The sequence below is a fragment of the Kribbella sp. NPDC050124 genome (assembly GCF_044460355.1).
Lineage (GTDB): Bacteria > Actinomycetota > Actinomycetes > Propionibacteriales > Kribbellaceae > Kribbella.
Genome location: NZ_JBITJU010000015.1, coordinates 1 through 12,625 on the forward strand (window position 1 = coordinate 1; position 12,625 = coordinate 12,625).

The window sequence follows — 12,625 nt, forward strand, 5'->3', positions numbered from 1 at the left end:
GGTAGCGCGCTTCCCTGACACGGAAGAGGTCACTGGTTCGATCCCAGTATCGTCCACGAAGGCGAGAGGCGAGGTGTGTCCGCGGAATGCGCGGACCGCCTCGCCTTCGTCGTGTTGTGCGGCTGCGCTGCGCTTGCCGCCGGCGGGGGCTCCGCCACCCGCACCCCCCCGTGCGCCGTCGCTGCGCTCGGCTCCCCGGCCGGCCGCCGCAGTCGGCTGACCGGCGTGGGGTGCCCGTCGCGGTCGGCTGACCGGCGTGGGGTGCCCGTCGCGGTCGGCTGACCGGCGTGGGGTGCCCGTCGCGGTCGGCTGACCGGCGTGGGTTGCTCGCCGCGATTAGCAGTCCGGCCTCGATGGACCCCCGGTCGGCTGGGCGCCGCGGGTTGCTCGCCGACGTCGGCGTACCGGCTCGTCCTGCTCGCCGCCGCTGACTTACCCGCGGGGGTCGCCCTCCGCGATCAGCAGTCCGGCCTGGCTGGACCCGCGGTCGGCTGACCGGCGCGGGGTTGCTCGTCGCGGTCGGCCAACTGGCTCGGGTTGCTGGTCGCGGTCACCGGCTCGGGCGTTGGTGAGTTGTCGCTTTTGGGCTCGAAATCCGTCGTGCAGGAACCGAAATCTGTGACTGAGTGAGAGCTCACTCGCCGGAGGCCGGTGTGTTGTACGATCGGCGTCGAAGTTTGATGAGGGTCGAAGTTGGGAGTGGGGTTATGCGGGCGTTGGTGCAGGGTGCGTTGGTGGGGCCGGGGGGACTGGCGATGGTGGATGGGGTGGAGGTGCCTCGGGCCGGGGTCGGTGAAGCACTCGTGAAGGTTGGAGCTGCGGGAGTCAACTTTGCGGACGTGATGCAGACGCGCGGGACGTACGATAACGGACCCGAGGCGCCTTACGTGGCGGGCTTCGAGGCGGCCGGGGAGGTCGTGGGTGTTGGCGACGGCGTAGATCCGGCGTTGCTGGGTGCTCGGGCGATCGGCACCGGTCCGGGGGCGTTCGCGGAGTACATGGTGATGGGGGCCGACGGCCTCGCGCGGGTGCCGGCGGGGTGGCGGGATGAGCAGGCGTTGGGGTTGGTACTGAACTGGGCGACTGCGTTGGCGGCGCTCAGGCCGTTGGGGCAGCTCGCGGCGGGGCAGACGGTGTTGGTTCACGCGGCGGCGGGGGCGGTGGGTCAGGCGGCGGTGCGGCTGGCGAAGCACTACGGGGCGACGGTGATCGGTACGGCGTCGGCGGAGAAGCACGACGTGGTACGGCGACTCGGAGCCGACGAACTGATCGACTACCGGAACGCCGACATCGTGGACGAGGTACGGCGACTGACCGGAGGCACCGGGGTCGACGTCGTACTGGAGTCGGTCGGTGGAGAGACGTTCGCCAAGAGTCTCGAAGTGGCGAAGCGGGTGACGGGGAAGGTCATCGTGTACGGCGTCGCCGGCGGTGTGGCGTCCGTCAGCAACTGGGACCTGAACTTCAAGCACCAGGTCCACGTGATCGGGCTGCACATTGGCGTGTTGGCCCAGCACGCGCCGGAGCTGTACGCCGAGCTGATGGCGGAGCTGGACAGGCTGATCGAGACCGGAGTCTACCCGCCGGGGGAGCCGACGGTGTACGACCTGGCGGACGGGCCGAAGGTGCTGGCCGAGCTGGAAGCCCGCGCCACCGTCGGCAAGATCGCACTCAAGCCCTAGGAACCCCAACCACGAAGAGTTTGAGCGACCCGCACACCAAGGTCCTCGATGGCGAAGGTGGGATGGGAGCGGCGGCGGACGGTCGAGCCGATCGAGCGGGCGGCGTCCGCGAAGCCGCCGCCGCGGAAGATCCGGTACGACCCATACGTCTCCGGATCGTAGAGATCCCAGCACCACTCCCAGACATTGCCCAGCATGTCGTGCAGGCCCCACGCATTGGGCGCCTTCAACCCGGCCGGCTGGACACACCCCGAGGAGTTGTCGGCGTACCACGCGATGTCGTCGAGGTCGCCGTACCGATAGGCCGGTGTGCCGGCGGTGCAGGCGTACTGCCACTCGGCCTCGGTCGGCAGTCGGTAGCCGTCGGACTCCAGGTCCCACGACACTTCAGACCCGTCGATCCGGTACGCCGGCGACAGCCCGAAGTCGGCTGACAGCTCGTTGCACAAGGCAATTGCGTCATCCCAGCTCACGCCGGTGAGCGGGACGTCACCCTCGCCGACAACCGGGAAGCGCGCCAGCCGGAAGTCCGCCAGCTCGACCTGCCACTGGGTGCCGAGGCGATCGTCCCGGAGGGTGATGCTGCCCGCCGGGATGTCGACCATGGATAGCATCCGAGCACCCTAGTAGTACCGCCGGAGCTTCGGCCACAGAGTTGACCACGGCTCGGCTGGCCCGGCGCACCGCACCAGCGCGGCGCCGTCCTCGTCGTTCGAGACGATGTTGTCGATCCTGCCGACCTCCGAGCAGTCACGGAAGTGTGCCTCGTACGCCGGTGACCGCTCGAGCTCGACCAGGAGGACCGATCCGGTCTGCGCGTCGGCCGGCCGTTCCCAGTCGGCGAAGCTCATGTGCCCCGAGTACGCCGTCGGCAGCCCAAGCCCCGGTCCGTAGCGGCGTAGCGCACCGGCCTCACCGTAGTTCCCGGCGAAGATCGTGGCCGTCGAGCGCTGGTCGGCTGGAATCTGATCCCACTGGGCGGCAACCGCAGCCGCCAGCGAGGGCCAGCCGATCTGCTCGCCCTGCTCCTTGTTCACCGGGATCACGAAGTCGACCGCCGACGCCGGCAGCACGGGCAACGTGAAGACGGCAGACGTCACCGCCGTGAGCGCGAGCCCGACAGCCACGACCCCGCGCGACCACGAAGCAACCCGCTCAGCCCCAGCAGCAACCAGGACGAGCAGCAACGGCAGCGCGTAGTACGACTTCCCGCCCACGGCCAGTACGACGAGACACAGCAGCGGATACGCCAACGCGACAGACCGAGCCCACGGAATCCGCCACAGCCTGCGGAAGCCGACCACCCAGACCGGGATCAGGAACGGCGACAACTGCAGAAGTTGCAGTGGGATGAACATGATCCGGTTCTCGGTGCCGTCGTCCTCGCTGATGCCGCCGGCGACGGTGAGCTGTGGCCAGTCGTGCTGGAACTGCCACAGCACGTTGGGCAGCGCCACCAGCCCCGCGACCGCGATGCCCGCCAGCAGCCACCACGACCGCAGCACACTCCGTGGACCGACGATCAGCAAGGCGATCAGCAACGCGCCGACCGGGAGCACCACCAAGTACTTGTTCTCCAACGCGATGCCCGCGGTCAGCCCGAGCGCAAGCCACCACCGCCCGTCAAGCGTCCGCAGCAGCTTCACCGCGAACAGGCAGATCAGCATCCAAGCCAGCAGGTCGTACGTCGCCGTCGACACCAGATGCCCGACACCCAGCACGAACCCCGACACCGCCGCACACACCGCAGCCAGCACCTGCCCACGCCGATCGCTCCCGAACTCCCGGGCGATCAACGCCACCACTACGACCGTGACCGCACAGGCGATCGTCGACACCACCCGCAGCCCCATCGGTGTGTTCCCGAACACCGATGACGAGACCCGCGCCAGCAACGGGGTCAGTGGCGGCTGGTCGACGTACCCGCAGGCCAACTTCTCACCGGCCACCAGGAAGTACAGCTCGTCCCGGTGGTATCCGTACCGCCCCGACAGGACTGTGAGGACAACCCCGACAAGAGCGGCGACGGACACCACGGGAACGGCTGCGAAGGCGGGCACCGAAGGCCGGGTGTCTGTCATGCGGGAATGTTGTCAGCCCGCAGCCGCCCGGACCAGGAACTAACCAGGAACCGAAGCGGACTTCTCCACGTACTTTCGCAGGCTGCGTTCGGTCTCGGTCTGCGGATCGGACCGCCGGAGTTCTTCGTGCTGATGGTGCTCGGGATCTCGCTGCTCGTCGCACTGGCGGGCCGGTCGATGACGAAGGCGCTGATCTCCGGTGTCCTCGGTCTGCTGATCGCGATGGTCGGTATCGACCCGGTCGCCGGCGCGCCGCGGTTCACGTTCGGCAGCGACCGGCTGCTCGACGGGATCAGCTTCATCGCCGTCGTCATCGGTCTGTTCGGCTTGTCCGAGATTCTCGCGACCGCCACGAGCAGCACCGGCAAGGCAGTAGCCCCCAGCCCATGCTGGCCCGCCGAAGGTGTGTCAAGGGCTGGTCTCAGTTGAGAAACAAGGGCCGTTCGTCGCGATCCAGCAGCAGGACGCGGCCGATCAAGGCCTCGTCTTCGACGAACCGGACGACCGCGTCGGTGAGGACATCGAGAGGGACCAAAGCCGGCCCGCGCTCGTCCTCGGGGAACTCCGAGCGCTCCCTGATGCCGCGCTCGGTCCCGACCCAGTCGGGGACCACGCAGTTGACGCGGACGCCGTGGCTGTCCGACAGCGGAGCGAGCGTCGCGGTCAGCCGGATCAGTGCGGCCTTGGCGGCGCTGTACTCCGGCGAGACATGCAGCCCGAATCCCAAGCCCGCGGTCGATCCGACGTTCACGACCGCGCCACCGCCGGCCTGCTGCATGCCCGGCAGCGCGAGCTGCGTGGTCAGCATCGGCGCCCGCAGATTCAGGTCGAGCGACGCCGACCAGCGCTCGACCGACGCCTCCGGAAAGCAGGGGCGCAGCGATGGGCCGCCGCCGGCGTTGTTGACCAGGATCTGCGGTTGACATGCCATCAGGTCCGCGACCGCACTGTCGTCCCGCAGGTCCACCTCGACGAATCGGGACGCGGCGCCGATCGAGGCGCAGGTCTGCCGCGCGCCGTCAGCGTCGATGTCCGCAACCACGACGGACGCGCCCTCGGCTGCCAGTCGCTGCGCGATCGCCCGGCCGATGCCGACCGCTGCTCCGGTGACGACCGCGAGTTTCCCGTCGATCCGCAGGTCCGATCACCTCCAGGAGCCCACGCTGCCACCGGCCACCGACAATGCGACATGATGTTGGTATGTCAACCGGACAAACCGGCCTGCTGTACCAGCAGGTGAGCACTTACGTGCTCGAGCAGATCCGCCGCGGCGCGCTGCGGCCCGGCGACCGGGTGCCGTCGGAGATGGAGCTGGCGACCCAGTTCGAGGTCAGCCGGATCACGTCGAAGCGGGCGCTCGAGGTGCTGCGGGAGGCCGGACTGGTCGAGCGGATCCGCGGCCGCGGCACGTTCGTGGTCCGGAACCTGCCCGACCTGACCGGAGTCACCGTCCCGCTCAAGGGCCGCGTACCCCGTCCGAAGCACGAGGCTCGCTCGGTGGCGTTCGTCGTACCCGACATGTCCGAGGCCTACGGACTGGACCTGCTCAACGCGATCGAGGAGCGGTGCGCCGAGTACGGCGCCCATCTCGTCGTACGGCGGACGCACGGCCGGCAGTCCGACGAGGAGAAGGCCGTGGACTCGCTGGTGGCGACCGGTGAGGTGGACGGGCTGATCGTCTTCCCGGTGCACGGCGACTACTACAACGCCAGCCTGCTGCGGCAGGTCCTGGACGGGTACCCGGTGGTGCTCGTCGACCGGCACCTGTCTGGCATCCCCGTCGCCGCAGTGCACACCGACAACGTGGCTGCCTCGCGAGCGCTGACGTCCCGGCTGCTGGATCGCGGCCACCGGCACATCGCCTTTGTCTCGCCGCCGCCGGTGAATACGTCGTCGATCGAGGACCGCCTGGCCGGCTTCCGGTCCGCATTCGACGGCCGCGGCCACGCCTACGAGCTGACCGAGCTGCGCAGCACGCTGCCCGGGTCGACCACGACCGACAGCATCCGGGCTGACGTCGACGTGATCCGCGCGTTCCGCAAGCGACTGCCGCAGGTGACGGCGTACGTCGCGTGCGAGTACAACCTGGCGCGGATGGTCGACCGGGCGCTGCACGGTGAGCAGGTGGTGGCCTGCTTCGACTCACCGGGGGACTCGATCGGCGGGCCGCCGTACCTGCACGTCCGGCAGGACCAGCGGGAGATGGGCCGGCGTGCGGTCGACCTGCTGCTGGCCCAGCTCCGCGGCGACGCCGTGCCGAACCTGTCGATCGTCCCGTTCGAGCTCGTTGATGCCGAAGGCAACTGAAGACCTGACTTTCGGCAGTACGGCGCGCCACCGCCGACTGTGTAGCGTCGGACAGGTGAAGTGGCGGCGCCTGGGAGACGTCGGCCTGTGGGCCGCGCTGTGCTTCCTCGTGCTCGCGGAGAGCGGTGCCCGCAGCGACCCCTACTGGTTCCAGGGGGCCTGCTTCGCGGTCCTGGCTGTCGGCGTGTTCTTCCGCCGGGTACGGCCGCTGCTGGCGTTCACCGTCGTGGCCTGGGCCCAGATCGTCATCCTCGCGTTCGCCCTCGGTACGACGCACGGAGTCCAGATCGCGCTGGTCCCGGCGATCACCCTGCTGAGCTATCTGGCCGGGCGGCGGGAGACACAGCTCAAGCATTTCGTCCTGGTGTGCAGCTGGTCGCTGGCCGGTCTGCTGGTGCTCAGCCTGGCTGTGCGCAGCGAGGAGCAGGCGACCGAAGCGGTGCTGAGCTGGCTGGTGATGCTGCTGCTCGCCTTGCTGCTGGTCGTCTTACCGTGGCTGATCGGGCGCTACCGGGCGCAGCAGGCGCTGCTCGCGTCAGCCGGCTGGGAGCGTGCCGAGCGGATCGAACGCGAGCAGCGGATGGCGATCGACCAGGAGCGCCTCCGGGAGCGCTCGCGGATCGCCCAGGACATGCATGACTCCGTCGGCCACGAGCTGAGCCTGATCGCACTGCGCGCAGCCGCCCTGGAGCTGGACCCGTCGCTTCCGGAGGAGCATCGCCGGGCCGCGTCCGAGCTGCGGGAGATGGCAGGTACGGCGACCGACCGGCTCGGCGACATCATCGGCGTACTGCGGGACACCGAAGCCCCACTGGTCCCACGGGACGAGGACGTGCCGACGTTGGTCGAGCGCGCGGCCGCCTCAGGGCTGTCGGTCCGACTGATCCAGGAAGGCGATGCGGAGCTGTCGCCGATGGTGGACCGCGCAGTGCACCGCGTCGTACAGGAGTCGCTGACGAACGCGAGCAAGCACGCGCCCGGTGCGTCGGTCACGGTGACCGTGACGTCAGCGGAGGACGACGTACGCGTGCAGATCGTGGACACGGGTGCAGTGCGGCCCGTGCCGGAGTCCGTACCGTCGTCAGGTCGCGGTCTGGACGGGCTGCGTGAGCGAGTCCGGCTCGTGGGTGGCACGTTGAGCGCAGGACCGCACCAGGGTGGCTTCGAGGTCGTGGCGACGATGCCGCGGGCAGGCGGGCGACCGGAGCCGGAGGCGGAGCCGCCGGAGTCCGCGGCAGCTGCCGAGCGAGCCACCGTACGGCGCAGTGTCCGTCGCGGCCTCATCACTGCCTTCGCGGCACCGCTGATCCTCGGTGCGGTGATCGGAGTGGTTGCCCTGGGCTATTACCTCATCGCCGGCTACAGCTCGATCCTGCGACCGAGTGAGTACGACGCCCTGACCATCGGCCAGGCGGAGCGTGAGGTGGAGAAGGTGCTACCCGCGATGCAGATGATCGACCCGCCGGGGGAGGGCTACGACCCGCCGGCTGGCTGGACCTGCCGCTACTACCGCCCGGACGCGCCGTTCTCGATCACGTACGCCTACCGGCTCTGCTTCGCCGACGGAGTCCTGGTCGCGAAGGCGATGGTGCAGAGCGGCTCCGTGACCCCGACGACCGAGACAGGATGACTGCGTGATCAGGGTTCTGCTGGCTGACGACGAGGCGATGGTGCGGGCGGGCGTCCGGGCGATCCTGTCCACCGACGACGAGATCGACGTCGTCGCCGAGGCAGCCGACGGCGCGGAGGCGATCGAGGCGGTACGGCGGCATCGGCCGGACGTGGCCGTGCTCGACATCCGGATGCCACGCATGGACGGGCTGGCCGCCGGTGCGGAGATCCGGCGGACGATGCCGGACACGGCGGTCGTGATCCTGACGACATTCTCCGAGGACGCCTACATCGCCCGCGCGCTCGGGGACGGAGCGAGCGGATTCCTGCTCAAGTCGGGCGATCCGCGCGAGCTGATCGCCGGCCTGAAAGCTGTCGCGGAAGGTGCCGCCTACCTGTCGCCGCGGGTGGCGCAGCGCGTGATCGCCGAGCTGAGCGCGGGGTCGGGCGGGGGAGCGATGGCGCGGGCGGCGGCTGCCAAGGAGCAGGTCGCTGTACTCAGCCCGCGGGAGCTGGAAGTGCTCGGCCTGGTCGGCGCGGGGCTGTCCAACGCCGAGATCGCGCAGCGGCTCTACCTGGTCGAAGGCACGGTCAAGGCCTACGTCAGCGCCGTCCTGCTCCGCCTGGGTGTGAAGAACCGGGTCCAGGCCGCGATCGTCGCCTACGAGGCGGGTCTGGTGACCGGCTGAACGAGGTCGCCGACGCTCCGGGTGGTGACGCCCTGTGGACACCTGGTCATGGGATAGTGGTGCCTTCCTGGGGGCCTCACCCTCCGGAATCGATCCAGCAACCTCCGGGGCCAGCGGCCCCCTCTCACAGAATCGGGGATCCAGGTCGTGACCGACTCGCACAACTCCGGACAGCACAAGGACCGGGAAGCGGCGGCGGCCGAGGTCCGGAGAATGTGGCAACCGACCCCTTCCTGGACCCAGCCGGACCCGAACCAAGGGCCCGAGAGCGACCCCGAGCCCGCGGACAAGCCCGACGAGAAGCCGGACGCCCTGTCCGACGACTTCCCAGGCGACTCGTGGTCCCGTCCGGCCGGGCAGGGCCAGGCAGCGCCCTGGGCCCAGCCGCCTGCTCCGTCGACGCCGCCCGCTCCCTCCTGGGCGCAGCCGGCCGCCGACTCGGGCGGCTCGTGGACGCAGCCCGCGAGCGAGCCGGAGGAGTACGACGAGGACGACCAAGCCAGCGCTGAGGGGACCGGTGCGCACAGCTCTGGCGCCGGGAGCGCGCTGGACTCCGGCGCAGCCGGTGGTGAAGGAGCTGGGGCTGCTGGTGCTCACAGCGCCGGAGGCGCGGGTGCTCACGGCGCGGGCGCGGCCGGTGCCGGCGCTGGTGCAGCGGGCGAGGCGTTCGGTGGCTCGGCCTTCCACGGCTCCGGCGCCAGCTTCAACGGCGGTCCGGCGGCCGCAGGCCCGGCGCAGGGTGGACAGCAGCTGTCGCCACAGGCTCAGCACTTCTTCCCGCAGGGCATTCCCGGTCAGCAGGCTCCGCAGCAGCAGCGCGAGGTGTCGTACCGGACCGACGAGCTGATCCAGGCGCTTCCGCTGCCGCGGGAGGCTCCGGCAGAGCGCGGCATCCGTAGTGCGCTGCGGCTGCGTCCCGGTAGCTCCGAGCGGCTGGAGCGGATCGCTCGTGCGACCGCGGCGACCGCGTTCCGGCGCCCGGTGACGATCGTCGTCGCCAACCCCAAGGGCGGTTCCGGCAAGACGCCGACCACCCTGCTGCTCGCCGGTGCGCTCGGCCAGGCCCGTGGCGGTGGCGTGGTGGCCTGGGACAACAACGAGCTGCGCGGCAACATGCACCTGCGCACGCACGACACGAACAGCCGCTCCACTGTGACGGACATGCTGCAGGCCATGCCGATGCTGACCCAGCCGGACGCCCGGCTCGGCGACGTCGCGGCGTACCTGCGGCACCAGGTGGCCGGTCAGTACGACGTGCTGACGTCTGCGACCACGACGTACGCGCAGATCGAGGCGAAGGACTTCGACCAGATCCACCGGTTGCTGAGCCGGTTCTACAAGGTCCTGGTGATCGACACCGGGAACAACGAGGGCTCCAGCAACTGGCGGGAGGCGATGAAGGCGGCTGACGCCCTCGTCATCCCGATCAAGTGGAAGAGCCTGTCCTGCGCGGCCGCCGTACAGATGCTGGAGGAGCTGGACAACCAGGGCCCGGAGGCGCAGCGGCTGATCCGGCGTGCGGTGATCGCGGTGTCGAACGGTCCCGGTGACGTCAACAAGGAGGTCGAGAAGCAGCTCCGCCCGTACTTCGAGTCCCGCGCGGCCGCTGTGATCGACATCCCGACCGACATGCACATCGCCGCCGAGGGTCCGCTCGACCACTCCGCCCTCCAGCCGGCCACCCGCCGGGCAGCCCTGGAGCTGGCAGCCAAGGTGTCCGAGCAGATCACCATCGCGCTGAACGTCCCGCGCTGAACCTCCGACTGGCGGGTTGTGTGACGGATGACCGGTTGTAGCACGTCATCGGTCACACCACCCGCCAGCGGCAGCTCAGGCGTCTCAGGCGTCTCGGCGGGACAGGGCTTGGGTGCCGGCGACCAGAGCGGCGGCGGTCCAGGCCAGGAGGACCAGGAGGCTGACTGTGGGGGACAGGGGGTCGGTGGAGCCGCTGAGGTAGTTCTGGCCGGCGCCGCCGGGGAGCAGGGCGGCGATCCAGACGAGCACACGCAGCCCGCTCTGACCGAGCATCAGCGGTAGGACCATGAGCAGCAGGAAGGCAGCAGTCAGAGTGCCGGCCGTACTGCGGACCACCCAAGCGATCCCGGCCGAGAACAGACCGGCCGCCGTCAGGTAGAAGGCGACCGACAGCACGTCCGTCACGAGCGGCTGCAGCTCCCAGTCGGCCCAGGACCCTGCCATCAGGCCGCCCGCGACAGCCGCGACCGTCGCGAGCAGTACGCCGTACACGAACAGCACCGGGGTCAGCACGACCGCCTTGGCCAGTACGACGTTCCGCCGTACCGGAGTCCACTGGACGGTGGAGCGGATGCTGCCGGTCGCGTACTCCGAGGTGACCGTGAGCAGGGCGAACGCGGCCACGATCACCTGCAGGATCAGTGTGGCCGAGATGCCGAACCCACCCACAGCCTCGGGACCCACGGCTCGGCCGGGCTCGGGGTGGTCGTTGTCGTACGCCGTACCCAGGCCGAACTGCAGGCCCAGCAGGGATGCCAGCAGCAGGGCAGAGGCGATGTTCAGCCAGCTCGACCGTACGGTCCACAGCTTGGTCCACTCGGACCGGACCGCGTCGCTGAGGCGAGGGGTCGACCTGAGGGTGAGGGTTGCGGTGGTCATCTGTCGCCTGCTTCCACGAGTTCGGGCTCGACCTCAGCTCGAGGTCGACGCTTGCGGAGTTGGTGCCGGACGAGCTCGACGATCAAGGTGACCGCGAGGGCCAGGCCGATGCCGAGGACGACGCCCTTGAGCGGGTTGTCCTCGAAGGCCTTGCCGCCGATGTAGCCGACCAGCGCGCAGTACACGCCCCAGCTGATCGCAGCGAGTCCGGCGAAGAAGGAGAACTTGCGCAGCGGGTAGCGCACCGATCCCATCGTCAGTGTGACGGCGGTCCGGCCGCCTGGGATGTAGCGGGCGACCACGAGGACCAGCCCGCCGCGCTCGACGAGAGCCCGCCGTGCCCAGAGGGCCATGGCGTGTCGCTTGGTACCGAGGCGCAGGCGGTCCAGCAGCCGACCGCCTGCGCCTCGGCCCAGCAAGTAGGAGACGTGGTCACCGACGAAGGCACCGGCTGCCGCGGCCACGATGACGCCCCACAGCTTCGGCTCACCAGTAGCCGCGAACACCCCGGCCGTCACGACCAGAGTCTCGCTCGGCACCGCCGGGAAGAACCCGTCCAGCGCCGCGAAGCCCCACAGCGCCAGATAGATCCACCACGACGACATCAGCTCCTCAGTGAGGTGCAAGATCGCGTCGCTCATGACGCAACGCCGTACTGCACACTGTCGGCGGTCAGCTCCATGTAGGCCTCTTCGAGCGACGCATGCTCTGTGTGGAGCTCGTGCAGCCGGACACCGAGCTCATGCGCGAGGTCACCGACCCGCTCCACGTGTACGCCGGTCAGGATCAGCCGGTCGTCCGCCGACTCGACCCGCTCCGCTTCACCGGTGAGCTTGTCCCGCAGTACGACGAGGCCGGCGCGATCCGGGACGCGTACGACGACCGTCGTACGCGACGACCCGGCAATCACCTCGGCCACCGGTGCGTCGGCGATCAGGCGGCCCTTGCCGATCACGACCAGCTGGTCGGCGGTCTGCTGCATCTCGCTCATCAGGTGGCTGGACACGAACACGGTCCGGCCCTCGGCTGCGAGTGAGCGCATCAGCCGGCGGACCCAGCGCACGCCGTCCGGGTCCAGGCCGTTCACCGGCTCGTCGAACATCAGCACCTCGGGGTCGCCGAGCAGGGCGCCCGCGATCCCGAGCCGCTGGCCCATGCCGAGCGAGAACTCGCCGGCCCGCTTCCGGGTGACCGAGTCCAGGCCGACGATCGACAGCACCTCGTCCACGCGGCTGACCGGGATGCCATTGCTCAGCGCCATCGCGATCAGGTGGTTGCGTGCGCTCCGGCGCGGGTGCAGGGCCTTGGCGTCGAGCAGCGCGCCGACCTTGGCCAGCGGCTTGGGCCAAACGGCGTACGGGCGCCCGTCGATGAGTGCGGTCCCCTCGGTCGGGGTGTCGAGGCCGAGGATCATCCGCATGGTGGTCGACTTGCCGGCACCGTTCGGCCCGAGGAAGCCGGTCACGCGGCCGGGTGCGACGGTGAGGTCGAGCGAGTCGACGGCGGTGGTGTCGCCGTACCTCTTGGTGAGTCCTTCGAGCGTGATCACGCCGGGGTCCCCTCCTGGTTCCTGTAGTTGACACGAACCTAGGAATTCGGGCACCCCCTCCACATCCGGCCG

At 69.7% G+C, this 12,625-nt stretch carries 12 protein-coding genes; 6 read left to right on the forward strand and 6 right to left on the reverse strand.

Annotation, left to right across the window (positions count from 1 at the left end; genetic code table 11):
- Positions 1-755 precede the first annotated feature (755 nt).
- The gene (locus tag ACIBL3_RS29135; RefSeq protein ID WP_396356844.1) at positions 756-1,682 is read left to right on the forward strand and encodes a zinc-binding dehydrogenase; all 927 of its coding nucleotides are present in this window, start codon (positions 756-758) and stop codon (positions 1,680-1,682) included.
- Here the strand turns inward: ACIBL3_RS29135 and ACIBL3_RS29140 are convergent.
- A complete protein-coding gene (locus ACIBL3_RS29140) occupies positions 1,679-2,296 on the reverse strand; it encodes a formylglycine-generating enzyme family protein (protein ID WP_396356845.1) in 618 nt (205 codons plus the stop codon). The two genes, ACIBL3_RS29135 and ACIBL3_RS29140, sit on opposite strands and share 4 nt — an antisense overlap.
- A gap of 9 nt (positions 2,297-2,305) precedes the next feature.
- Positions 2,306-3,763 (reverse strand): ArnT family glycosyltransferase, encoded by a 1,458-nt coding sequence (locus tag ACIBL3_RS29145; RefSeq protein ID WP_396356846.1) that lies wholly within the window; start codon positions 3,761-3,763, stop codon positions 2,306-2,308.
- A gap of 6 nt (positions 3,764-3,769) precedes the next feature.
- On the opposite strand from ACIBL3_RS29145, the gene ACIBL3_RS29150 reads away from it, so the two are divergent.
- Entirely contained in the window at positions 3,770-4,192 is a 423-nt protein-coding gene (locus tag ACIBL3_RS29150) for a tripartite tricarboxylate transporter permease (RefSeq protein WP_396356847.1), read from the forward strand.
- Here the strand turns inward: ACIBL3_RS29150 and ACIBL3_RS29155 are convergent.
- Complete coding sequence (locus ACIBL3_RS29155) at positions 4,185-4,901, reverse strand: SDR family NAD(P)-dependent oxidoreductase (RefSeq protein ID WP_396357087.1); 717 nt, start codon at positions 4,899-4,901, stop codon at positions 4,185-4,187. The genes ACIBL3_RS29150 and ACIBL3_RS29155 overlap by 8 nt on opposite strands.
- 62 nt (positions 4,902-4,963) lie before the next feature.
- Here ACIBL3_RS29155 and ACIBL3_RS29160 point away from each other — a divergent pair, with 62 nt between their 5' ends.
- The 4 genes from ACIBL3_RS29160 (at position 4,964) to ACIBL3_RS29175 (ending at position 10,125) form a co-directional block, all read left to right on the forward strand.
- Entirely contained in the window at positions 4,964-6,070 is a 1,107-nt protein-coding gene (locus ACIBL3_RS29160; RefSeq protein WP_396356848.1) for a GntR family transcriptional regulator, read from the forward strand.
- Positions 6,071-6,125: 55 nt separating this feature from the next.
- Positions 6,126-7,700, forward strand: coding sequence for a sensor histidine kinase (locus ACIBL3_RS29165; protein ID WP_396356849.1), 1,575 nt, complete (start codon positions 6,126-6,128; stop codon positions 7,698-7,700).
- A 4-nt stretch (positions 7,701-7,704) separates the two neighbouring features.
- Entirely contained in the window at positions 7,705-8,370 is a 666-nt protein-coding gene (locus ACIBL3_RS29170; protein ID WP_396356851.1) for a response regulator, read from the forward strand.
- Between the two features lie 147 nt (positions 8,371-8,517).
- The gene (locus tag ACIBL3_RS29175) at positions 8,518-10,125 is read left to right on the forward strand and encodes an AAA family ATPase (protein ID WP_396356852.1); all 1,608 of its coding nucleotides are present in this window, start codon (positions 8,518-8,520) and stop codon (positions 10,123-10,125) included.
- A gap of 84 nt (positions 10,126-10,209) precedes the next feature.
- Here ACIBL3_RS29175 and ACIBL3_RS29180 read toward each other — a convergent pair whose 3' ends face one another.
- The 3 genes from ACIBL3_RS29180 to ACIBL3_RS29190 are packed head-to-tail and all read right to left on the reverse strand — an operon-like array spanning position 10,210 to position 12,553.
- The gene (locus ACIBL3_RS29180) at positions 10,210-11,004 is read right to left on the reverse strand and encodes an ABC transporter permease (protein ID WP_396356853.1); all 795 of its coding nucleotides are present in this window, start codon (positions 11,002-11,004) and stop codon (positions 10,210-10,212) included.
- Positions 11,001-11,645, reverse strand: a complete 645-nt coding sequence (locus ACIBL3_RS29185) for a DedA family protein (protein WP_396356854.1) — start codon at positions 11,643-11,645, stop codon at positions 11,001-11,003. The genes ACIBL3_RS29180 and ACIBL3_RS29185 overlap by 4 nt, the downstream gene beginning before the upstream one ends.
- Positions 11,642-12,553, reverse strand: coding sequence for an ABC transporter ATP-binding protein (locus tag ACIBL3_RS29190; RefSeq protein ID WP_396356855.1), 912 nt, complete (start codon positions 12,551-12,553; stop codon positions 11,642-11,644). Before ACIBL3_RS29190 ends, ACIBL3_RS29185 begins: the two co-directional genes overlap by 4 nt.
- Positions 12,554-12,625 lie beyond the last annotated feature (72 nt).